At 59.3% G+C, this 22994-nt stretch carries 26 protein-coding genes; 13 read left to right on the forward strand and 13 right to left on the reverse strand.

Features of this window, described 5'->3' with window-relative positions; translation table 11 throughout:
* Positions 1-116 precede the first annotated feature (116 nt).
* Positions 117-2222, forward strand: a complete 2106-nt coding sequence (locus tag AABM55_RS24375; RefSeq protein ID WP_347927981.1) for a TonB-dependent siderophore receptor — start codon at positions 117-119, stop codon at positions 2220-2222.
* Positions 2223-2234: 12 nt separating this feature from the next.
* Positions 2235-2963 (forward strand): DUF4198 domain-containing protein, encoded by a 729-nt coding sequence (locus tag AABM55_RS24380; RefSeq protein ID WP_347927982.1) that lies wholly within the window; start codon positions 2235-2237, stop codon positions 2961-2963.
* 162 nt (positions 2964-3125) lie between these two features.
* On the opposite strand, the gene hisC is transcribed toward AABM55_RS24380, so the two are convergent.
* From hisC to AABM55_RS24430, 10 genes are all read right to left on the reverse strand, one after another.
* The gene (gene hisC / locus AABM55_RS24385; protein ID WP_347927983.1) at positions 3126-4178 is read right to left on the reverse strand and encodes a histidinol-phosphate transaminase; all 1053 of its coding nucleotides are present in this window, start codon (positions 4176-4178) and stop codon (positions 3126-3128) included.
* 2 nt (positions 4179-4180) lie between these two features.
* Complete coding sequence (gene hisD / locus AABM55_RS24390) at positions 4181-5506, reverse strand: histidinol dehydrogenase (protein WP_054593983.1); 1326 nt, start codon at positions 5504-5506, stop codon at positions 4181-4183.
* A 124-nt stretch (positions 5507-5630) separates the two neighbouring features.
* Entirely contained in the window at positions 5631-6266 is a 636-nt protein-coding gene (hisG, locus tag AABM55_RS24395; RefSeq protein WP_007941260.1) for an ATP phosphoribosyltransferase, read from the reverse strand.
* Positions 6267-6391: 125 nt separating this feature from the next.
* Positions 6392-7657 carry a UDP-N-acetylglucosamine 1-carboxyvinyltransferase gene (gene murA, locus AABM55_RS24400; protein WP_054593984.1) on the reverse strand — a complete coding sequence of 422 codons (1266 nt, stop codon included), beginning with the start codon at positions 7655-7657 and terminating at the stop codon, positions 6392-6394.
* Positions 7658-7679: 22 nt separating this feature from the next.
* Positions 7680-7931, reverse strand: coding sequence for a BolA family protein (locus tag AABM55_RS24405; protein ID WP_019691904.1), 252 nt, complete (start codon positions 7929-7931; stop codon positions 7680-7682).
* A gap of 114 nt (positions 7932-8045) precedes the next feature.
* On the reverse strand, positions 8046-8351 hold the full coding sequence (locus tag AABM55_RS24410; RefSeq protein ID WP_054593985.1) for a lipid asymmetry maintenance protein MlaB: 306 nt from the start codon (positions 8349-8351) through the stop codon (positions 8046-8048).
* Positions 8348-9007 (reverse strand): phospholipid-binding protein MlaC, encoded by a 660-nt coding sequence (locus tag AABM55_RS24415; RefSeq protein ID WP_054593986.1) that lies wholly within the window; start codon positions 9005-9007, stop codon positions 8348-8350. Before AABM55_RS24415 ends, AABM55_RS24410 begins: the two co-directional genes overlap by 4 nt.
* A gap of 11 nt (positions 9008-9018) precedes the next feature.
* Positions 9019-9486, reverse strand: a complete 468-nt coding sequence (mlaD, locus tag AABM55_RS24420) for an outer membrane lipid asymmetry maintenance protein MlaD (RefSeq protein WP_054593987.1) — start codon at positions 9484-9486, stop codon at positions 9019-9021.
* Positions 9486-10283, reverse strand: coding sequence for a lipid asymmetry maintenance ABC transporter permease subunit MlaE (gene mlaE, locus AABM55_RS24425; protein ID WP_347927984.1), 798 nt, complete (start codon positions 10281-10283; stop codon positions 9486-9488). Before mlaE ends, mlaD begins: the two co-directional genes overlap by 1 nt.
* The gene (locus AABM55_RS24430) at positions 10283-11092 is read right to left on the reverse strand and encodes an ATP-binding cassette domain-containing protein (RefSeq protein ID WP_054593989.1); all 810 of its coding nucleotides are present in this window, start codon (positions 11090-11092) and stop codon (positions 10283-10285) included. The genes mlaE and AABM55_RS24430 overlap by 1 nt, the downstream gene beginning before the upstream one ends.
* A 276-nt stretch (positions 11093-11368) precedes the next feature.
* Between AABM55_RS24430 and AABM55_RS24435 the strand changes: the two genes are divergently transcribed.
* From AABM55_RS24435 to AABM55_RS24480, 10 genes are all read left to right on the forward strand, one after another.
* The gene (locus AABM55_RS24435; RefSeq protein ID WP_054593990.1) at positions 11369-12343 is read left to right on the forward strand and encodes a KpsF/GutQ family sugar-phosphate isomerase; all 975 of its coding nucleotides are present in this window, start codon (positions 11369-11371) and stop codon (positions 12341-12343) included.
* A complete protein-coding gene (locus AABM55_RS24440) occupies positions 12343-12867 on the forward strand; it encodes an HAD family hydrolase (protein WP_054593991.1) in 525 nt (174 codons plus the stop codon). Before AABM55_RS24435 ends, AABM55_RS24440 begins: the two co-directional genes overlap by 1 nt.
* Before the next feature lie 7 nt (positions 12868-12874).
* The gene (gene lptC, locus AABM55_RS24445) at positions 12875-13447 is read left to right on the forward strand and encodes an LPS export ABC transporter periplasmic protein LptC (protein WP_103315763.1); all 573 of its coding nucleotides are present in this window, start codon (positions 12875-12877) and stop codon (positions 13445-13447) included.
* On the forward strand, positions 13434-13979 hold the full coding sequence (lptA, locus tag AABM55_RS24450) for a lipopolysaccharide transport periplasmic protein LptA (protein ID WP_019691896.1): 546 nt from the start codon (positions 13434-13436) through the stop codon (positions 13977-13979). Before lptC ends, lptA begins: the two co-directional genes overlap by 14 nt.
* Entirely contained in the window at positions 13979-14704 is a 726-nt protein-coding gene (gene lptB, locus AABM55_RS24455) for an LPS export ABC transporter ATP-binding protein (protein ID WP_019691895.1), read from the forward strand. Before lptA ends, lptB begins: the two co-directional genes overlap by 1 nt.
* A gap of 181 nt (positions 14705-14885) precedes the next feature.
* Entirely contained in the window at positions 14886-16379 is a 1494-nt protein-coding gene (locus AABM55_RS24460; protein WP_103315765.1) for an RNA polymerase factor sigma-54, read from the forward strand.
* Positions 16380-16488: 109 nt separating this feature from the next.
* Positions 16489-16797, forward strand: coding sequence for a ribosome-associated translation inhibitor RaiA (gene raiA, locus AABM55_RS24465; protein ID WP_054593994.1), 309 nt, complete (start codon positions 16489-16491; stop codon positions 16795-16797).
* Positions 16798-16809: 12 nt separating this feature from the next.
* The gene (gene ptsN / locus AABM55_RS24470) at positions 16810-17274 is read left to right on the forward strand and encodes a PTS IIA-like nitrogen regulatory protein PtsN (protein ID WP_054593995.1); all 465 of its coding nucleotides are present in this window, start codon (positions 16810-16812) and stop codon (positions 17272-17274) included.
* A 2-nt stretch (positions 17275-17276) separates the two neighbouring features.
* A complete protein-coding gene (gene rapZ, locus AABM55_RS24475; protein WP_054593996.1) occupies positions 17277-18134 on the forward strand; it encodes an RNase adapter RapZ in 858 nt (285 codons plus the stop codon).
* 15 nt (positions 18135-18149) lie between these two features.
* Positions 18150-18422: an HPr family phosphocarrier protein gene (locus tag AABM55_RS24480; RefSeq protein WP_054593997.1), complete on the forward strand. Its 273-nt coding sequence runs from the start codon at positions 18150-18152 to the stop codon at positions 18420-18422.
* A 218-nt stretch (positions 18423-18640) separates the two neighbouring features.
* Here the strand turns inward: AABM55_RS24480 and pmbA are convergent, their stop codons facing one another.
* Positions 18641-19987, reverse strand: a complete 1347-nt coding sequence (pmbA, locus tag AABM55_RS24485; RefSeq protein ID WP_054593998.1) for a metalloprotease PmbA — start codon at positions 19985-19987, stop codon at positions 18641-18643.
* A gap of 108 nt (positions 19988-20095) precedes the next feature.
* Here pmbA and yjgA point away from each other — a divergent pair, with 108 nt between their 5' ends.
* On the forward strand, positions 20096-20620 hold the full coding sequence (yjgA, locus tag AABM55_RS24490) for a ribosome biogenesis factor YjgA (RefSeq protein WP_054593999.1): 525 nt from the start codon (positions 20096-20098) through the stop codon (positions 20618-20620).
* A 48-nt stretch (positions 20621-20668) separates the two neighbouring features.
* Here yjgA and tldD read toward each other — a convergent pair whose 3' ends face one another.
* Together tldD and AABM55_RS24500 are read right to left on the reverse strand one after the other, a co-directional pair.
* Positions 20669-22111, reverse strand: a complete 1443-nt coding sequence (gene tldD / locus AABM55_RS24495) for a metalloprotease TldD (protein ID WP_019691887.1) — start codon at positions 22109-22111, stop codon at positions 20669-20671.
* A gap of 4 nt (positions 22112-22115) precedes the next feature.
* Positions 22116-22976 (reverse strand): carbon-nitrogen hydrolase family protein, encoded by an 861-nt coding sequence (locus AABM55_RS24500; protein WP_347927985.1) that lies wholly within the window; start codon positions 22974-22976, stop codon positions 22116-22118.
* Positions 22977-22994 lie beyond the last annotated feature (18 nt).

The following is a 22994-nucleotide window of genomic DNA, read 5'->3' on the forward strand; positions in this document are numbered from 1 at the left end:
GATCTTTTAACGCCTTCGGCAACACCCAATACCTCTGCTGATGCAGACGAGCCCTAAAAGCATACATTCTCATTAGGCATGTTATATTGTTTCAATATCGCTATTGGAACGCTCTCATGCCGTCTCGTAAATTTGCTCCTCTGGCAGGCCTGGCCCTGGGCCTGCTCGGGGATCCGGTGTTCGCCGAAGACCCACAACCGCTTGAACTGGACACCATCAGTGTCACCTCCGATTACGAGTCTGCCACCGGCCCGGTGAACGGCTATCGCGCCACGCGGTCGTCCAGCGCGACCAAAACCGACACGGCAATCCGCGATATCCCACAATCCATCAGCGTGATTCCTGCCAGCGTGCTCAAGGACCTGGGCAGCCACAATGTCGAGCGCGCTCTGGAGTTTGCCGGTGGCGTATCGAAACAGAACAACTTCGGCGGCCTGACGCTGTATGAGTACAGCGTGCGCGGCTTCACCACCTCGGAGTTCTACAAGGACGGCTTCAGCGCGAACCGCGGTTACCCAAGCACCCCGGACGCCGCGAACGTCGAGCGCATCGAAGTGCTCAAGGGCCCCGCCGCCAGTCTTTACGGGCGCGGCGACCCTGGCGGTACAGTGAACATCGTCACCAAAAAACCGCAGCCCGAAGCCTTCAGCACCTTGCAGACCAGCGCCGGCAGTTGGGATCGTTATCGCACCGCGCTGGACGTCAACACCCCGCTCGACCCGCAAGGCAATGTGTTGTCGCGGGTCAATCTGGCGGTCGAGGACAACCACAGCTTTCGTGATCACGTCGACAACCAGCGGGTGTTCGTTGCGCCGTCGCTCAGTTGGCAACTCAACCCGGACACCAGCCTGCTGCTGGAAAGCGAGATTGTCCGGCACAGCTCGACCTTCGACCGCGGCATCGTCGCGCCGAACAACCGCTGGAGCGGTGTCTCGCGCTCGACCTTCCTCGGTGAACCTGACGACGGCAACATCGACAACCACAACAATCTGTTGCAGGCGACCCTCGAACACCACCTCAACGACGCCTGGAAACTGCGCCTGGCCAGCCATTACAAAGAAGGCAAACTCTGGGGCTTTGCCTCGGAAGCCCGCCCGTTGAACGCCGATCAACACACGGTCAACCGCCGTTACCGTGAGCGCGACAACCGTTGGCACGACAGCATCACCCAGCTCGAACTGCGCGGTTTGTTCGACATCGGCAGCTGGCAACACGAACTGCTGATTGGCAGCGAGTACGAAAACTTCCGCAAGAACGAGCGGGTCACCACTATCGCTGGCGGCCCTTACGCGATCGATATCTACGACCCGGTTTACGGTCAGCCCAAACCCGATGGCAAGCGCTCGGGCCCGGACTTTTTCGAGCAGGTCGAAAGTCAGGCACTGAACCTTCAGGACCAGATCGTGTTCACCGACCGCCTGCGCGGCATGCTCGGGGCACGCTTGGAACACTTCGAGCAAACCATCGACGATCACACGCTGAACAACCGCAGCCGACAGAACCACGACGCTCTGACCCAACGCGCCGGCCTGCTCTATCAACTGACGCCACAGCATGGACTGTTCGCCAACGCCTCGACCTCGTTCAAACCCAACAACGGCCTGGATGCCACAGGCAAATCCTTCGATCCGGAAGAAGGCGTTGGCTACGAGATCGGGATCAAGAGCGAGCTGTTCGATGAGCGCCTGAGCAGCACCCTCGCCGCCTTTCATATCGAAAAAGAAAACGTCCTCGCCCTCGACCCCGCCAGCGATAGTAACCGCGCCATGGGCAAGGCCCGCAGCCAGGGTTTCGATCTGCAAGTGAGCGGGCAACTCACTGACGCTGTGCGAGTGATTGGTGCGTTTGCGTACATCGACGCCGAGGTTACCCAAGGCGACAAAGCCATTGCGACCGGCAGCCGGATTCTCGGCGTGGCCAGGCACAGCGGCAGTTTGCTGGGCGTTTATGAATTTCAGGAAGGTCTGCTGCGTGGCTCGGATGTCGGCGCGGCCTACACCTATGTCGGCGATCGATCGGGCGAAGCCGGCAGCGACTTCGAACTGCCGGCCTACCACACCGTCGACCTGCTGGCCCATTACAAGGCCAGTGAAAACGTCACGTTGGGGCTGAACCTGAACAACCTTTTCGACGAGAAATATTACGAGCGCTCCTACAGCAACTACTGGGTCAACCCCGGCGAGCCGCGCAATTTCACCGTCAGCCTGACACTCAACCTGTAAAAGGAAGTCACCATGCCACACCTCAAACCCGTAGCGCTCAGCCTGCTGCTCGGCCTGATGTTTACCGGCCAGGTCTCGGCCCATGGCCTGTGGACCGAACAACGTCGCGGCAACATCGAAGTCATCTACGGCCACGGCGCCGAAGACAATGCCTTCAAGGCGCAGAAAATCAGCGGCGCCTGGGCCTATGACATCGGCGGCAAGATGATCCCGGTTACCGTAGAACGCCTGGCCGATCACGCGCGCCTGCAACCGCTCAAATCGCCAGCGGTGCTGGCCGTGGCGCTGGACAATGGCATGTGGTCGCAGACCGCCGACAAAAAGTGGATCAATCAGGGGCGCAGCAAAGTGCCGGGCGCTATCGAGTCGACCCAGACGTTCAAGTACAGCCTGGCGATTTATCAGCCAGGAGCGAAGCTACCTGCACTTGATCAGATCAAACTGCTGATTTTGCCGGAAGTTGATCCGCTGACCGTTGGCCCGGGCAAATCATTGCCGGTGCGGGTGTTGCTCGATGGCAAACCGGCGGCGGGGATCAAGTTGATTGGCGACTATCGCAATGCGCCGAACACCTTGAGTACGGAAACCGATGCTGAAGGCCGGGCGCAGGTGCTGGTGCGCAATGAAGGATTGAATGTGATTGCCGCGCAGGTGGAAATCCCGTTGAAGGACAATCCGGATCTCGCGACGCGAGGGGTGTTCAGTTCGTTGACGTTCCTCGGTGAACCGCATCACGAGTAAGACTTGCACATCCTTGTGGCGAGGGAACTTGCTCCCGCTGGGTCGCGAAGCGGCCCTTAAATCAGCTACTGCGTTCTGAACGACAGGTCGCAGGTGCTGGATTTACGACTGCTTCGCAGTCGAGCGGGAGCAAGCTCCCTCGCCACAGGATCAGCTGCAGCTTCAGAGATCGCCGAGGCCGTCGATCAACGCCTGGTTCTGCTCTGGCGTACCGATGGTGATGCGCAGGAACTGGGCAATCCGTTCCTGCTTGAAGTGCCGGACGATCACGCCTTGCTCGCGCAACTTCGCTGCCAGGCCTGCCGCGTCATGCTGCGGGTGACGGGCGAAGATGAAGTTCGCCGCCGACGGCAATACCTCAAAGCCCTTCTCCTGCAATTGCTTGACCACCCACTCGCGACTCTCGATCACCAGCTGGCAGGTCTTGTCGAAGTATGCACGATCGGCAAACGCCGCTGCCGCACCGACAATCGCCAGGCGATCCAGGGGATAGGAGTTGAAGCTGTTCTTGATCCGCTCCAGCGCCTCGATCAGGTCCCGATGCCCCACCGCCAGGCCCACGCGCAAACCGGCCAGCGAACGCGACTTGGAGAGGGTCTGAGTCACCAGCAGATTCGGGTAACGGTCGACCAGGCTGATTGCGGTTTCACCGCCGAAATCGACATAGGCTTCGTCGACCACCACCACCGAATCAGGGCTGGCCTTGAGAATTTTCTCGACGGCGTCCAGCGCCAACAGGCAACCGGTCGGGGCGTTCGGGTTGGGGAAAATGATCCCGCCGTTCGGCTTGGCATAATCCGCAACACGAATCTGGAACTGCTCGTCCAGCGGTACCGCGTCGAATGGAATGCCGTACAAGCCGCAATACACCGGATAAAAGCTGTAGCTGATGTCCGGGAACAGCAGCGGTTTATCGTGTTGCAGCAAACCGTGAAAGATGTGCGCCAGGACTTCATCGGAACCATTGCCGAGGAACACCTGATTGCCCTGTACACCGTAATACTCAGCCACTGCCTGCTTGAGCAGGTCGCTGTTGGGGTCCGGGTACAGACGCAGGTTGTCATTCAGTTCGGTTTGCATCGCCGCCAGTGCTTTAGGCGATGGGCCGTAAGGGTTTTCATTGGTGTTGAGCTTGACCAGCTTCGCCAGTTTCGGCTGCTCGCCCGGTACGTATGGCACCAGATCCTTGACGAATGGACTCCAGAATTTGCTCATGCTCAGTTCCCCTGCTTGTCGTCAACGATGCGGTATTCGGCGCTGCGGGCGTGAGCGGTCAGCGACTCGCCACGGGCCAGCACGGAAGCGGTCTTGCCCAGTTCGGAGGCACCCTGCTCGGAGCAGAAGATGATCGACGAACGTTTCTGGAAGTCATACACACCCAGCGGCGAGGAGAAACGCGCGGTGCCGGAAGTCGGCAGCACGTGGTTGGGACCGGCGCAGTAATCGCCCAAGGCCTCGGACGTGTGGCGGCCCATGAAGATCGCGCCGGCATGGCGGATCTGCGGCAACCAGGCTTGCGGATCGGCCACCGACAGTTCCAGGTGTTCCGGCGCAATGCGATTGGCCACGTCGATGGCTTGCTGCATGTCGCGAACCTGAATCAGCGCACCACGGCCATTGATCGAGGTGTTGATGATTTCGGCGCGCTCCATGGTCGGCAGCAGTTTGGCGATGCTTGCCGCCACCTGGTCGAGGAACCCGGCGTCGGGGCTGACCAGAATCGCCTGGGCGTCTTCGTCGTGCTCGGCCTGGGAGAACAGGTCCATGGCGATCCAGTCCGGATCGGTCTGGCCGTCGCACACCACAAGGATTTCCGATGGGCCGGCAATCATGTCGATACCGACCTGGCCGAACACATGGCGCTTGGCGGTGGCGACATAGATGTTGCCCGGGCCGACGACCTTGTCGACCTTCGGCACGCTTTCGGTGCCATAGGCCAGCGCGGCAACCGCTTGCGCGCCACCGATGGTGAACACCCGGTCGACGCCCGCGATGCACGCCGCCGCCAGCACCAGCTCGTTGACTTCACCGCGTGGCGTCGGTACGACCATGACCACCTCGGTCACACCGGCCACCTTGGCCGGAATCGCATTCATCAACACCGAAGACGGGTAAGACGCCTTGCCGCCCGGGACGTACAGACCGGCGCGATCCAGCGGCGTGACTTTCTGGCCCAGCACCGTGCCGTCGGCTTCGGTGTAGCTCCAGGAGTCCTGCTTCTGTTTTTCGTGGTAGCTGCGCACCCGCGCCGCGGCTTTTTCCAGCGCTTCGCGCTGAGGCACGGTGATCCGGGTCAGTGCCAGTTCCAGGCGCTCGCGCGGCAGGATCAGGTCGGCCATCGACGCCACTTGCAGACCGTCGAACTTCTGGGTGAATTCAACCAGCGCCGCGTCGCCGCGTTCACGCACAGCCTTGATGATGTCCAGCACCCGCTGATTGACCGAGTCGTCAGACACACTTTCCCAGCTCAGCAGATGATCCAGATGATGCGCGAAATCCGGGTCAGCAGCGTTGAGTCGGCGAATTGCAGTCGGTGCGGTCATAGCGAGAGCCTCATAGGTTGGCAAAAACTCAGGCGCCCGAAGCTACCATTCGATCCGCTTGGGCACCTGAGAATTCTGGCTATGAGGCGGATAGACGGGCGCGACTCAACGTCGCGCGGGTGAATCAGCCGCGGTGTCGAGACTCCACTGCCTTGCGCAGGGTGTCGATCAACGCCTGGATACGGGCGTGCTGCATTTTCATCGAAGCTTTGTTGACGATCAGCCGGGAGCTGATGGCAGCAATGAAATCCTGTGGCTCCAGGCCGTTGGCCCGCAGCGTGTTGCCGGTATCGACCACGTCGATGATCTTGTCCGCCAGACCGATCAGCGGTGCCAGCTCCATCGAGCCATATAGCTTGATGATGTCGACCTGACGACCCTGCTCTGCGTAATAACGCTTGGCAACGTTGACGAACTTGGTGGCGATGCGCAGACGACCCTTGGGCTCGACCGCGCCGACTTTACCTGCGGTCATCAGCTTGCACTGGGCAATTTGCAGGTCCAGTGGCTCGTACAGGCCCTGGCCGCCGTATTCCATCAGCACATCTTTACCGGCGACGCCCAGGTCAGCGGCACCATGCTCGACGTAGGTCGGCACATCGGTGGCACGCACGATCAGCAAGCGCACATCGGCCTGGGTCGTGGGGATGATCAGCTTGCGGCTCTTGTCCGGATTCTCGGTCGGCACGATGCCCGCTTCAGCCAGAAGCGGCAGGGTGTCGTCAAGGATGCGGCCCTTGGACAGTGCGATGGTCAACATGGGAAACGTCAGTCCTTATCAAGGTACTCATGCCCGGTCGCAAATGGCGCCGGACACACATCGAGCCGTAACGGGCTCGATCTTAACAAATCAACGGGCACGTCCCTGCGCCCATGAAGCAGAAACTAGCCCGGTACGCGGCGGATTTTCGCGCCGAGCATCTGCAGTTTCTCTTCGATGCACTCGTAACCACGGTCGATGTGGTAGATGCGATCGATCAGCGTGTCGCCTTCGGCGATCAGCGCCGAAATCACCAGGCTGGCCGAAGCCCGCAGGTCGGTGGCCATGACTGGCGCGCCCTTGAGCTTTTCGATGCCGGTGACGATCGCGGTATTACCTTCGACCTGGATGTGAGCGCCCATGCGGTGCAGCTCGTAGACGTGCATGAAGCGGTTTTCGAAGATCGTCTCGATCACAGCGCCAGTGCCTTCGGCAATCGCGTTGAGGGAGATGAACTGCGCTTGCATGTCGGTCGGGAACGCCGGGTACGGAGCGGTACGCACGTTGACGGCTTTCGGCCGCTTGCCGTGCATGTTCAGCTCGATCCAGTCTTCGCCGGTAGTGATTTCGGCGCCCGCTTCCTTGAGTTTTTCCAGAACGGCTTCAAGGATGGTCGGATCGGTGTCCTTGACCTTCACGCGGCCGCCAGTCACGGCAGCAGCCACCAGGTAAGTACCGGTTTCGATACGGTCCGGCATCACTTTGTAAGTGGTCGTGTGCAGACGTTCGACGCCGTCGATGGTGATGGTGTCGGTGCCGGCACCGGAAACCTTCGCGCCCATGGCGTTCAGGAAGTTCGCCAGGTCGACGACTTCAGGTTCGCGAGCGGCGTTAGCCAGAACGCTGCGGCCCTTGGCCAGGGCGGCTGCCATCATGATGTTCTCGGTACCGGTCACACTGACGGTATCGAAGAAGAAATGTGCACCGCGCAGGCCGCCTTCTGGCGCCTTGGCCTTGATGTAGCCGCCTTCCACGTCAATGACTGCACCCATGGCTTCAAGGCCACGGATGTGCAGGTCGACCGGACGCGAACCGATGGCGCAACCGCCAGGCAGTGCGACTTCAGCTTCACCGAAACGCGCGACCATCGGGCCCAGAACCAGAATCGACGCACGCATGGTTTTAACCAGTTCGTACGGAGCGATCAGGGTCTTGATGGTCCGCGGGTCGATTTCGACGCTGAGTTTCTCGTCGATCACCGGCTCAATGCCCATGCGACCGAACAGCTCGATCATGGTGGTGATGTCGTGCAGGTGCGGCAGGTTGGCGACGGTAACCGGGCCATCGCACAACAGCGTTGCCGCCAGAATCGGCAGGGCAGAGTTCTTTGCCCCGGAAATGCGGATTTCGCCATCAAGACGAACACCGCCGGTAATAATCAGTTTATCCATAAGAATCTCGACGCCCTTGGGCTCAGGTGCGCTCGGCCCAGGCCGCGCTGCTGAAAAATTTCATAGTGACCGCATGGATGCTGCCATCGGTGATCCATGGGTTCAAATGGGCATAGATCTGCTGCTGACGCTTGACCGGGCTCAATGCCGCCAGTTCATCGCTAATCACGTTCAGCTGAAAGTTGCAGCCTTCGCCCTCAACTTCTACCTGTACTGATAAAAGAGTTTCGGACAGCTTTCCTTCAAGAAAGCTCTTCACTTCGTTGGCCTGCATGCTCAACCTCAATCGGCGCCCTGTGCGCGCGGGTCGGACATCATACAAAAAAGCCCCGCGCCTGCGAACCCCGCATAGCAGGACTCTGACGGGGGGCTTCTTTATAGATGATAGTTAGGGGTGTGCCAACAGCTCGGTCAATTCGCTGACCTGAGCGATTTCACGCATGTCGTCAGGCAAGGCACGGATGCTCAGCGCCTTGCCCGCCGCTTGCGCGTCACGCATGAAACACAGCAACAACGACAAACCGACGCTGCTGGACTTTTGCACACCCGAGCAATCAACTACCAGGGCTGACGCGGTGCTCGACTTGATCAAGGCCTGGCCCTGCTTGCGCAGGGCCGGCCCGGTACGGTAATCGAGTACGCCGCTGAGCATCAGCTCACCGGCCTCACCCATGCTGACAGCCGACTCACTCATTGGGCGGGCTTCTTCTGAGTCGTTTCTGCGTCGGTCTTTTCCTTGGCTTTGGCGACTTCACCGGCCCAACCATTGATGGTCGCGTCCAGGTTATTGCCATTGCGCTGCATCGCGTCGCTGAACTGATCACGGAACAGCTTGCCAATGTTGATGCCGTTGATGATCACGTTACGCAGCTTCCACTCGCCATTGATCTTTTCGAGTGTGTAGGACACAGGATAGATCGCGCCGTTGCTGCCTTTGACCGTCATGCCAACGCTGGTTCGGTCTCCCGATTCATCCTTGGCCGCATCAACGGTAATGCCCTGATTGTTGTACTCAAGCAAAGCATTGCCATAGAACTGGAAGAGCCCGCGCTTGAAGTTATCTTCAAAGGTTTTCATTTGCGCAGGTGTGGCATTGCGCGAGTACTTGACCGTCATGATGCTCTTGGAGATGCCCTCGGCATCCACCACGGGCCCGACGATGGTGTTCAAGGCATCGTAGAAACCGTTCGGATCCTGCTTGTACTTCGCTTTATTGGCCGACAGATCGGCGAGCAACCGATTGGTGGTGTCCTGCACGATATCGTGCGCGGACTGCGCAGCCACGGCGTTACCCATGAACGGCAAGACCGCCAGTAATACCAACAGGCCACGTCGCAAGGTTGAGATCATGAAAAAACTCCTTATTTGGCGTCTTTGCTAACGGTATTGAGCAGGAATTTACCGATCAGGTCTTCGAGCACCAGCGATGACTGCGTATCATGGATGGTCCCGCCATCCTTGAGCAGGGCCTGTTCCCCGCCCACGCTGATACCGATGTATTTCTCACCCAACAGGCCAGCGGTGAGGATAGATGCAGTGGAGTCGGTCGGCAGATTATCTACCCGCTTTTCCAGCTGCATGGTCACTCGTCCGGTGAAGCTGTCGCGATCCAGATCGATTGCCGTGACCTTGCCGATGGTCACACCGGCCATGGTCACTTTTGATCTGACCGTCAAACCGGCGATATTGTCGAAGTACGCATAAAGTTTATAGCTGTCGGTGCTCGAAACAGGGGACAGTCCACTGACCCGCAGGGCAAGCAACACTAAAGCCAGGATGCCAGCCAGCAAGAAAAGGCCGACACCGATTTCCAGGGTGCGGTTTTGCATCAGAAATCTCCAAACATCAAGGCAGTCAAAATAAAGTCCAGGCCGAGGATGGCCAATGAGGCATACACCACGGTTTTGGTGGTGGCACGACTGATCCCTTCCGAAGTGGGCTCACAGTCATAGCCTTGAAATACGGCGATCCAGGTCACGACAAAGGCAAAGACAATGCTTTTAATGATGCCATTGAATACGTCACCGTCGAACGTCACGCTGTTTTGCATGTTCGACCAGTAGGAACCTTCATACACACCCAACCAGTCGACAGCCACCCAGGAGCCGCCCCAGATACCGACCACGCTGAAAATCATCGCCAGCACTGGTAGGGAAATGAAGCCGGCCCACAGTCGGGGGGCAATGATGTACTTGAGCGGGTCGACGCCAATCATTTCCAGACTGGACAACTGCTCGGTGGACTTCATGTTGCCGATCTCGGCGGTCAACGCAGAACCGGCACGCCCGGCGAACAGCAATGCGGTCACCACCGGCCCCAGCTCACGCAACAGCGTCAGCGCAACCATCTGCCCGACCGCCTGCTCCGAACCGTAGCTGGACAAAATGTTGAAGCCCTGTAGCGCCAGCACCATGCCGATGAATATCCCGGAGACCACGATGATCACCAGGGACATCACGCCGACCGAGTGCAACTGCTTGACCAGCAGCCCAAATCCGCCGCTGACGCCACCACGCCCCAGCAGGGCGTGAAACAGGAACAGTGATGAACGACCGAGCACCGCGATGCTGTCGATGCCGGCCTGGCCGAATCGACGAACTCTCTCTATTAGTGAAATCTTGCGCATCAGCGCTTCCCCAGAAGATCTGCGCGGTAATCCGTCGCTGGAAAGTGGAACGGTACCGGCCCGTCTGGATCGCCCTTCATGAATTGGTGAATCCGCGGATTATCGGAGTTCATCAGTTCATCGGGAGTCCCCTGCCCCAACACCTGCCCATCGCCTACAACATACAGGTAGTCGGCAATACTCGCGGTTTCGGCCAGATCATGGGAAACCACGATGCTGGTGATGCCCAAGGCGTCGTTAAGCAGACGGATCAGGCGCACCAGAACGCCCATGGCGATTGGGTCCTGACCGACAAAAGGCTCGTCATACATCAGAATTTGCGGATCGAGGGCAATCGCCCGTGCCAGCGCAACACGGCGCTTCATGCCGCCGGACAACTCATCGGGCATCAGGTCGATAGCACCGCGCAACCCCACCGCCTGCAATTTGAGCAGGACGATGTCTCGGATCATTTCATCCGGAAGTTTGGTATGAACACGCAGCGGAAAGGCAATGTTTTCGAAAACATCGAGGTCCGTGAACAGCGCGCCGCTCTGAAACAGCACGCCCATATGCTTGCGCGCATCGAACAGGTCGCTACGAGACAGCGTGGGCAAATTTTGCCCGTTGACCCACACTTCGCCACTTGAAGGGCGCAACTGTGCGCCCATCAGGCGCAGCAGCGTGGTTTTTCCGCAACCGGAAGGTCCCATGATGCCGGTGACCTTACCGCGCGGAATGCGAATATCGACATTATTGAAAATGCTGCGCGCGCCGCGCTTGAAGGACACTCCCTTCAGCTCGACCGCGTAGGCGTTATCGGCACTCATCTAAACTCCTTGCGATGCAAGCCTCTCACTCGGACGCCGGGCTCCCTGCCGAGAGCACACAACATCCTGGGCAGGCCGAACTGGCGACGAACTATATCACCGCTAATGCAAAGCGCCCAAGGCCGAAGCCCGCGGTGTTCAGCATCAAGACAGGCAAATAGACACAAGTTTCAGCGTTTGCGGGGGTCGCCTGAATAAAGCACGACGAACTAACGTGAGGGATTTGCTCATTACCGCTATAATCGCCGCCTTTTCTCAGGCTATACGATTTCTGACATGAGCCAATCCAGCGACCTGATTCAATCAGCACAACGCACCATCCGCCTCGAGCTTGAAGCCGTAGAAGGCTTGCTGGCCCACATCGACGCAGATTTCGTACGCGCTTGCGAGATGATTCTGGCCAGCAAAGGCCGCGTGGTCGTGGTCGGCATGGGCAAATCCGGGCACATCGGCAACAAGATTGCCGCCACCCTCGCCAGCACCGGCACCACGGCTTTTTTCGTACACCCCGCCGAAGCCAGTCACGGCGACATGGGCATGATCACTCGCGATGACATCATCCTCGCGCTGTCGAACTCCGGCTCCACCAATGAAATCGTCACGCTGCTGCCGCTGATCAAGCGTCTGGGCATCAAGCTGATCAGCCTGACCGGCAATCCTGATTCGCCGCTGGCCAAGGCTGCCGAGGTGAACCTCAATGTTCATGTCGAGCACGAAGCGTGCCCGCTGAACCTGGCACCGACCTCCTCCACCACGGCAGCGCTGGTAATGGGTGATGCACTGGCCGTTGCCTTGCTGGAAGCCCGCGGCTTCACTGCCGAAGATTTCGCGTTCTCACACCCGGGCGGCGCTCTGGGTCGCCGTTTGTTGCTGAAAGTCGAAAATGTCATGCATGCCGGCCAGGAGCTGCCGCAAGTAGTCCGCGGCACACCGCTCAAAGACGCGCTGATGGAAATGACCCGCAAGGGCCTGGGCATGACCGTGGTACTGGAAGCTGACGGCAAACTCGCCGGCATTTTCACCGACGGCGACCTGCGTCGCACACTCGACCGGACCATCGACATCCATCAAGCCACCATTGACGACGTCATGACGCCGCATGGCAAGACTGCGCGCGCCGAAATGCTCGCCGCCGAAGCCCTGAAAATCATGGAAGACCACAAAATCAACGCACTGGTGGTGGTCGACAACGAGGACCGTCCGGTGGGCGCCTTGAACATGCACGACTTGCTGCGCGCGGGAGTAATGTAATGAGCACGGACCTGCTGCAACGCGGCAAAAACATCAAGCTCGCGGTCTTCGACGTCGATGGCGTGCTGACCGACGGCCGCCTGTACTTTCTCGAAGACGGCAGCGAATTCAAGACCTTCAACACGCTCGACGGCCAGGGCATCAAAATGCTGATGGCCTCCGGCGTGACGACCGCCATCATCAGCGGACGCAAGACCCCGGTGGTCGAGCGACGCGCCAAAAACCTTGGTATTCCTCACCTGTATCAGGGCCGCGAGGACAAACTGGTAGTGCTCGACGAGCTTCTGGCGCAACTGGGCCTAAGCTATGAACAGGTTGCCTACCTGGGCGACGACCTGCCGGATCTGCCGGTGATTCGCCGTGTTGGCCTGGGCATGGCAGTGGCCAACGCCGCCAGCTTCGTCCGCGAAAACGCTCACGGCATCACTCAGGCCCGTGGCGGCGAAGGTGCCGCTCGCGAGTTCTGTGAGCTGATCCTGCGTGCCCAGGGCAACCTTGAAGCGGCTAATGCCGCGTACCTGTGAGCCACTTATGCTGAGCAAGAAAATTCGCAACATAGTGTTTTTCGGGGTCATTGCCGCGTTGCTCGCGGCCGTTGGCTACTGGAACATCAGCCCGGAACGCTTTCTCGACAAGCCGGTAGCGCACGTCGACGAGAGCCAGATCGACTACTACGCCATCAACGCCCACAGCGTGCAGTACCTGCCCGATGGCAAATTGCAGTATGACCTGACATCCGACAAGGTCGAGCACGTCAAAGCAACCGACATCACCCTGCTGACCAACCCCGACCTGAACATGTATCGGGGCACCGCGTACCCCTGGCACATCCAGAGCAAGCGTGGCGAGGTCAATTCAGGCGGCACTGAAGTTGAATTGATCGACTCGGTACGTATCGCACGCACGGACGAGCAGAACCGCCCGATGCTGATTACCAGTAGTCGTATGACGGTATTCCCGCAACAGCAATATGCGCAGACCCAGCAAGCCGTTAGAATCGACGGCGCTGGTGGTGTATCGACTGGTAACGGAATGAAAGCGTATTTGAAAGACAGCAGGATACACCTGCTATCGAACGTAAGAGGACAGTATGAGGCTCGTTAAAACTCTCCCTATTTTGCTCAGTCTGGGCGCAGCACTGGGAAGCGTGAGCGCCTGGGCTCTGCCGAACGATAGCCAGCAACCCATTCGCATTCAGGCTGACGATGCTCAGCTGGACGACAAGAATGGCGTGGCCACCTACAAAGGTGACGTGATCATTACCCAGGGCTCGATGATCATCAAAGGCAACACCGTGACCATCACCCGCACCAAGGCCGGCGATATCGATGTCGTGACCTCGGTGGGCAACCTGGCGTATTTCGAGCAGTTGCAAAAGCCGACCGACACCAAACCCGTCCAGGGCTACGGGGTGACTATCCAGTACCATGCCGCGCAAAACCGCATCGTACTGATCGACCGTGCCAAGGTGATCAACGAAGGCAACACCACCGAAGGCGAGAAAATCGTCTACGACACCGTCAAGCAGGTTGCTAACGCAGGCCGCGCTACCGGTGCCTCGGTCACTGCGCCGCGCCCACGGGTCGATATGGTGATCCAGCCGAAAAAGAAAACCGACGAGCAGAAGGCCCAGTAATGGCAACTCTGAAAGCCCAGCATCTGGCCAAGAGCTACAAGAGCCGCCAGGTCGTGCGTGACGTCAGCCTGTCGATCGACAGCGGCCAGATCGTCGGCCTGCTTGGCCCGAACGGTGCCGGCAAGACAACCTGCTTCTACATGATCGTGGGCCTGGTCCAGGCCGATCAGGGGCGCGTACTGATCGACGACCTGGACGTCAGCCACCAGCCAATGCACGGTCGTGCACGAGCGGGTATTGGCTATCTGCCACAAGAAGCGTCGATCTTCCGCAAACTCTCGGTCGCCGACAACATCATGGCCATCCTCGAGACCCGCAAGGAACTCGACAAGGCCGGTCGTCGCAAAGAGCTGGAAAGCCTGTTGCAGGAATTCCACATCAACCATATCCGCGACAACCTCGGCATGAGCCTTTCCGGTGGCGAACGTCGCCGTGTGGAAATCGCTCGCGCCCTGGCCACGGCACCGAAATTCATCCTGCTCGACGAACCTTTCGCCGGCGTGGACCCGATTTCGGTGGGCGACATCAAGCAGATCATTCATCACCTCAAGGCCAAGGGTATCGGCGTGCTGATCACGGACCACAACGTCCGTGAAACCCTGGACATCTGCGAAACCGCCTACATCGTCAACGACGGTCAATTGATCGCCGAAGGCGACGCCGAAACCATCCTGGCCAACGACCTGGTCAAGGAAGTGTATCTGGGCCATGAGTTCCGCCTGTAAGCACTGAGGTGTCTGGTCAGTCGCCGGAGCGCTTGCCCCAATAAAACTATACGTATTTATTGTTACAGCGCTCTAGGCAAACACTTCAGTTTCAGGCATATAATTTGCTTATGTTTGGCGCTCCGGCGCCCTGTAGTGGATGGCGCATGTGCGCCGGCGAATAAGGTGTTAAGCCCCTGCCATGAAACCATCGCTAGTCTTGAGAATGGGCCAGCAGCTGACGATGACACCGCAGCTGCAACAGGCCATCCGCCTGCTCCAATTGTCGACCCTGGACCTGCAACAGGAAATCCAGGAGGCACTGGAGTCCAATCCAATGCTCGAACGCCAGGAAGAAGGCGACGACTTCGATAACGCCGACCCGATGGCGGACAATATCGAGCAGAAACCCAACACCGACATCCAGGAACCCTCCTACCAGGAAACCGCGCCGACGGTAGACAACCTTGAGGAAGGCGACTGGAATGAGCGCATCCCTAACGAACTGCCGGTCGACACCGCCTGGGAAGACGTTTACCAGACCAGCGCCAGCAGCCTGCCGAGCAACGATGACGACGAATGGGACTTCACCACTCGCACTTCCGCCGGCGAAAGCCTGCAGAGTCATCTGCTCTGGCAATTGAACCTGGCACCGATGTCCGACACCGATCGACTGATCGCGGTGACCCTGATCGATTGCATCAACAATCAGGGCTACCTGGACGAAACCCTCGAGGAAATCCTCGAAGCCTTCGATCCGGAACTGGACATCGAGCTCGACGAGATCGAAGCCGTCCTGCATCGCATCCAGCAATTCGAGCCGGCCGGTATCGGCGCACGCAACCTCAGCGAATGCCTGTCGCTGCAACTGCGTCAATTGCCCGCCAAGACCCCTTGGCTGGCTGAGGCCAAGCGCCTCGTCATCGATTACATCGACCTGCTGGGCAGCCGCGACTACAGCCAACTGATGCGCCGCATGAAGCTCAAGGAAGATGAGCTACGCCAGGTCATCGAACTGGTGCAAAGCCTGAATCCGCGTCCAGGCTCGCAAATCGAGTCCAGCGAAGCCGAGTACGTCGTTCCCGACGTCATCGTGCGCAAAGACAACGAGCGCTGGCTGGTGGAGTTGAACCAGGAGTCGGTTCCGCGCCTGCGCGTCAACCCGCAATACGCCGGCTTTGTCCGCCGCGCCGACACCAGCGCCGACAACACCTTCATGCGCAATCAGTTGCAGGAAGCGCGCTGGTTCATCAAGAGCCTGCAAAGCCGCAACGAAACCCTGATGAAAGTCGCTACCCAGATCGTCGAGCACCAGCGCGGCTTCCTTGAGTACGGCGATGAGGCCATGAAGCCTTTGGTCCTGCATGACATCGCTGAAGCGGTCGGCATGCACGAGTCGACGATTTCACGGGTGACCACGCAAAAATTCATGCATACCCCACGCGGTATTTATGAACTGAAATACTTTTTCTCCAGCCATGTCAGCACCTCTGAAGGCGGCGAATGCTCGTCCACAGCGATCCGCGCAATCATCAAAAAACTGGTTGCAGCGGAAAATCAGAAAAAGCCGTTGAGTGACAGCAAGATCGCTGGTTTACTGGAGGCACAAGGCATTCAGGTGGCCCGCCGCACCGTCGCCAAGTACCGCGAGTCCCTGGGGATCGCGCCTTCGAGCGAACGCAAGCGGTTGATGTGACGGGCTACGCCATAGCGTTCCAGGGTGTGTTCGAAAGCTTTTCGGACACGCTCTAGTGGCAGGCAAGCCAGCCTGCCGCCTTATGCACTGGCAACGAAGGAGAAGCTGTATGCAAGTCAACATCAGTGGACACCAACTGGAAGTGACCGAACCCCTGCGCATCTACATCGGCGAAAAGCTCGACCGATTAGAAAGGCATTTCGACAAGATCACCAATGTGCAGGTCACGTTGACCGTCGAGAAGCTGCTGCAGAAAATCGAAGCCACGCTGCATATCCCCGGTGGAGAAGTGGTCGCCAACGCTGAGCATAACGACATGTATGCCGCGATCGACGCCCTGACCGACAAGCTGGATAAACAACTCAAAAAGCATAAGGAAAAGACCCAGAGCCTCCTCCAGGGCGCGACCGGTCGTTAACACTCCCAACCCATGATCCGACTTGAAAACATCCTGACCCCCGGCCGTTCTTTGGTGAACGTGCCGGGCGGCAGTAAAAAGAAAGCCCTCGAACAAATTGCCAACCTGATCGCCCGCGAAGTGCCGGGTCTGGCCATGCAGGATGTCTTCGAGAGTCTGGTCGCCCGTGAAAAACTCGGCTCCACCGGTTTTGGCAACGGCATCGCCATCCCCCACTGCCGCCTCAAAGGTTGCGAGTCGCCCATCAGTGCCTTGATGCACCTGGACGCTCCTATAGATTTCGACGCCATCGACGGCGCTCCGGTCGACCTGCTATTCGTTCTGCTGGTCCCGCAAGCCGCTACCGATGCGCACCTGGAACTGCTGCGCCAGATCGCCAGCATGCTCGATCGTAAAGAAGTCCGTGATCGCCTGCGCAGCGCAAAAAGTAATGAAGCCCTGTATCAGGTTGTCCTCGACGAGCAGAACGGTCACTAATCATGCGCTTGATCATCGTCAGCGGCCGTTCTGGCTCAGGTAAAAGTACCGCCCTCGATGTACTGGAGGACAACGGTTACTACTGCATCGACAACCTGCCGGCCGGCCTGTTACCGGAACTGGCCGAGCGCGCACTGATTCACACCGAACTGGCGCAACCGCTGGTTGCGGTTTCCATCGATGCGCGCAACCTGCCGAGCCACCTGTCACGCTTCCCGGAACTCCTGGAAGAAGTGCGCAGCCGGCACATTCAATGCGATGTGCTGTACCTGGACGCCGACGAAGAAACCTTGCTCAAGCGTTTCTCGGAAACCCGTCGCCGCCACCCGCTGAGCAGCGCCAACCGCTCGCTGGCCGAAGCCATCGATGACGAAACCAATCTGCTGGGACCGATTGCCGACCTGGCGGACCTCAAGGTCAACACCACCAATCTGAACCTGTATCAGTTGCGCGATACCATCAAGTTGCGCCTCTTGAACCAGCCAGAGCCGGGCACTGCGTTTCTGGTGGAATCCTTCGGCTTCAAGCGGGGCATGCCGGTGGATGCCGATCTGGTGTTCGACGTACGTTGCTTGCCGAACCCATACTGGAAGCCGGAACTGCGCGGTCAGTCCGGGCTGGACCAGCCGGTTGCCGAGTACCTGGCAGCTCAACCGGATGTCGAAGAGATGTTCCAGGACATCTCCACTTACCTGCTCAAATGGCTACCGCGCTTTGCCGCCAGCAACCGCGCTTACGTCACCATCGCCATTGGCTGCACCGGCGGGCATCATCGCTCCGTCTACCTGACCGAACGCCTGGGTCAGGTCCTGCAACAATCCCTGAAGAACGTCCAGGTTCGCCACCGCGACCTTAGCTAAAGGATTCACACCGCGATGCCTGCTCTGGAAATTGAAATCATCAACAAACTGGGTCTGCATGCCCGTGCTTCCGCCAAATTCGTTGGCGTCGCGGGTCAGTTTCCCTGCCAGATCAGAGCCGGACGCACCCCGCAATCCATGGTCGACGGCAAAAGCATCATGGCCATGATGATGCTCGCGGCTGGCAAAGGCACCAAGATCCACCTGAGCACTGAAGGTGAGCAGGAGCAGGAAGCGATGGACGCATTGGTGGCGCTGATCAACAACTACTTCGACGAAGGCGAGTAAGCTCGAGCGGGCTTATGTGGCGAGGGAGCTTGCTCCCGCTGGGTCGCGAAGCGACCCTAAAATCAGCCACCGCGAGTATTCAGATGGAACGCGATTGCCGGATTACGACCGCTTTGCGATCGAGCGGGAGCAAACCCCCTCACCACAGGTTTTGCTTCAGGCAATAAAAAAGCGCGCCACCCATTGGGTGGCGCGCTTTTTTTGTATCGCGGTAGCGCTTAGCTGCCCGCTACCGTCATCCGCTCGATCAACACTGAACCGGTGCGAATGTTGCTGCGCAGTTCCAGGTCATTACCCACGGCAATGATCTGCTTGAACATATCGCGCATGTTGCCGGCAATAGTCACTTCCTGGACCGCGAACTGGATTTCACCGTTCTCGACCCAGAAACCCGCCGCGCCGCGAGAGTAGTCACCGGTGACCATGTTCAAACCCTGTCCCATCAATTCAGTCACCAGCAAGCCACGCCCCATGCGCCGTAACAACGCCGCCTGGTCCTCATCGCCATGGGTAACGAACAGATTGTGCACGCCACCGGCGTTGGCGGTGCTTGGCATGCCAAGTTTGCGTCCGGAATACGTACCGAGCACATAAGACACCAACTCACCCTTCTCGACGAACGGTTTGGCGTACGTCGCCAGACCATCGCCATCGAATGCCGAACTGCCCAAGGCGCGCATCAGATGCGGACGCTCATCGATAGTCAGCCATTCAGGGAACAGTTTCTGGCCCAGTGCACCTTCAAGGAACGACGACTTGCGGTACAGATTGCCGCCCGAAATTGCGCCGAGGAAACTGCCGAACAAACCACCCGCCAGTTCCGCGGAAAACAGCACCGGCACTTCGCAGGTCGGCACCGGACGCGCGCCCAAACGGCTGGCTGCCCGTTGCGCCGCACGCTGGCCAATGCTCAGCGGATCGGCCAGCAGATTGCCCTGGCGATTAACGTCATACCAGTAATCGCGCTGCATCTGACCGTCAGCTTCGGCGATCATCACGCAACTCAGGCTGTGACGCGTCGACGCATAACCACCGATAAAGCCATGGCTATTGCCATAGACGCGGCAGCCCTGGTGAGTGCTCAAGGTGGTGCCATCGGCGTTCTTGATCCGGCTGTCGGTGGCGAATGCCGCCGCTTCACAGGCCAGCGCCCGCTCGATCGCTTGCTCAGGGGTGATGTCCCATTCATGGAACAGGTCGAAGTCCGGCAAGTCCTTGGCCATCAGCGCGGCGTCGGCCAGGCCCGAGTGTTCGTCTTCGGAGGTGTGCTTGGCGATGGCCAAGGCCGCGGCGACGGTTTCGCGAATGGCCTCGGGGCCACTGGCCGAGGTGCTGGCCGAGCCTTTGCGCTGGCCAACATACAAGGTAATGCCAAAACCCTGGTCACGGTTGAACTCAACGGTTTCAACTTCCCGCTGACGCACCGTGGTCGACAGGCCTTGCTCCAGAGACACAGCCACTTCGCAGGCGCTGGCGCCCTGGCGCCTGGCTTCGGCGATGATCTGCTCGACTTGCTCTTGCAGTGCCGGCAACGCTTGTGGGCCGACGCTTTCAACTGCACTCATGCTGTTCTCCACTCAAATTCTGCTTTCGGTTAAGGTCATCGAGCGACCGGGCCGGACAAGCGGCCCCCGACTGGTTATCATGGCGGCGTTTCTTTGCGGACTGCCACCATGGTTGATTCTTACGACGACTCCCTCGACGGGGGAGAAAAAAGCAAATCCCAGGTCAAACGCGAGCTGCATGCTCTGGTTGACCTTGGCGAGCGCCTTACAACACTCAAGCCTGACTTGCTGGCAAAACTGCCGTTGACCGACGCTTTGCGCCGGGCCCTGGCCGATGCGCCCAAGCACACCGCGAATATCGCGCGTAAACGGCACCTGCAGTTCATCGGCAAGCTGATGCGCGATCAGGACACCAGCGCCATTTTGGTGCTGCTTGACCAACTCGATGCCTCCACTCGCCAGTACAACGAACGTTTCCACGGTCTGGAACGCTGGCGCGATCGCTTGATCGCTGGCGACGATGCCGTACTGGAAAAGTTCGTCGTCGACTACCCGGACGCGGATCGCCAGCAACTGCGCTCCATGATCCGTCAGGCCCAGCACGAGCTCGCCCAAAGCAAGCCTCCTGCCTCCAGCCGAAAAATCTTCAAGTACATCCGTGAGCTGGACGAGACTCAACGCGGTTTGCGTTAGTCTTCGACCGGGGTGTTCGGCCATGCCGCGCACCCCAGGCTCCATCCCTTACGCGCCCGTGCCACCCACGGTAATCGCGTCGATTTTCAAGGTTGGCTGGCCGACACCCACCGGCACCGACTGACCATCCTTGCCGCACGTCCCTACCCCGCTGTCCAGCGCCAGATCGTTACCGACCATCGACACCCGGCTCATGGCTTCCGGACCGTTACCGATCAATGTTGCGCCTTTGACCGGCGCAGTAATCTTGCCGTCCTCGATCAGGTACGCCTCGCTGGTGGAGAACACGAACTTACCGCTGGTGATGTCGACCTGACCACCGCCCAGGTTGGCGCAGTAGATACCCTTCTTCACCGAAGCAATGATTTCTGCCGGATCGCTTTCGCCGCCGAGCATGTACGTGTTGGTCATGCGCGGCATCGGCAGGTGCGCGTAAGATTCGCGGCGACCATTGCCGGTGCGCGCCAAGCCCATCAGGCGAGCGTTGAGCTTGTCCTGCATATAGCCCTTGAGCACGCCGTTTTCGATCAGCGTGGTGCACTCGGTCGGGGTGCCTTCGTCGTCGATACTCAGCGATCCACGGCGACCGGCCAGTGTGCCGTCATCGACGATGGTGCAGAGTTTGGACGCAACCATTTCACCCATGCGGCCGCTGTAGGCCGAACTGCCTTTGCGGTTGAAGTCACCTTCCAGACCATGACCGACCGCTTCGTGCAGCAACACGCCGGACCAGCCCGAACCCAGAACCACCGGCAAGGTGCCCGCCGGCGCCGGAATGGCTTCGAGGTTCACCAGCGCCTGGCGCAATGCCTCACGGGCATAACTCATGGCACGGTCTTCAGCGAGGAAATAGCGGTAATCGGTACGCCCGCCGCCGCCATGACCACCGCGTTCGCGGCGACCGTTCTGCTCGACGATCACACTGACATTGAAGCGCACCAGCGGTCGTACATCCGCCGCCAGACCACCGTCGGTGGAGGCCACCAGAATCCGCTCCCAGACACCAGCCATGCTCACGGTGACTTGCTGGATACGCGGATCGAGCGCGCGAGTGGCCACGTCGATACGCTTGAGCAGCTCGACTTTCTCGGCGCGGGTCATCACTTCCAACGGGTTATCAGGGCCGTACAAACGGGCAACGTCCTGGGTACTGAACGCCTGAACCGTACCGTTTTGCCCGGCACGGGAGATCGAACGCGCAGCACGGGCAGCCAGACCCAGGGCTTCCAGGGTGATCGCATTGCTGTAGGCAAAACCGGTTTTTTCACCCGATTGCGCACGCACGCCGACACCCTGATCGAGGTTGAAGCTGCCTTCCTTGACGATACCGTCTTCAAGCGCCCAGGATTCGGAGATCTGTCCCTGGAAATACAGGTCGGCCGCATCGATGCCCGGGCCGGCCAGGTCACCCAACACGCTTTGCAGGTTCTCGATCGTCACGCCGCCAGGCGCTAACAGATGTTCACTGACTGAGGACAACAACTCGCTCATAGGTTTACGCCTTAATTCCACGTTCTGAGGCAGGTCGCTGTGCGCCCTGCGAGAAAAAGCGCCGGTGACTGGACACCGGCATCCGCGCCCGGATGGACGCCTGTTCGCTGCTATCGCGTTCGGCCAGCAGCACGGCCTCGCCTTGATCCTGTTCCGCCAGCACGCGCCCCCACGGGTCAACAATCGCTGCATGGCCAAAGGTTTCACGCGGTCCCGGATGAGTTCCACCCTGGGCAGCGGCCAACACGTAACACTGGGTTTCGATGGCCCGCGCGCGAATCAACACTTCCCAATGGGCCGCGCCCGTCACCGCCGTAAACGCTGACGGTGCAGTAATCAGTTCTGCCCCGGCGGCGCGCAATTCGCTGTACAGCTCCGGAAAGCGCAAGTCGTAGCAAACTGTCAGGCCAACCCGACCGACCGGCGTATCGGCAACCACCACCTTACTGCCATGAGCATAGTCATCGGATTCACGGTAGCGTCCGCGATTGTCCGCCACATCGACATCGAACAAATGCAGCTTGTCGTAGCGCGCCACCGTGTCACCGTGCTCATCGATCAGTAACGAGCAGGCATTGGACTTCGCCAGCGGTTGATCCACCGGCGGCAACGGCAAGGTGCCGGCCACTATCCATAACTTGAGGTCGCGAGCGGTCTGTTTCAACCAGGGCAGGATCGGGCCGTCGCCCAAGGCTTCGGCGCGACCGATGTCGGCGATGTCGCGACGGCCCATGGCCGCAAAGTTTTCCGGCAACACCGCCAGTCGCGCACCGCCCGCTGCAGCTTGCTCGAGCAGATGCCGAGCCTGGATCAGGTTGGCCGGCACATCGCTCTGGCTGACCATTTGAATCACCGCAAGAGACATGGCGCACTCCGTATCAGG

Origin of the sequence: Pseudomonas helvetica, assembly GCF_039908645.1 — a bacterium.
In the GTDB taxonomy this organism is placed as follows: domain Bacteria; phylum Pseudomonadota; class Gammaproteobacteria; order Pseudomonadales; family Pseudomonadaceae; genus Aquipseudomonas; species Aquipseudomonas helvetica.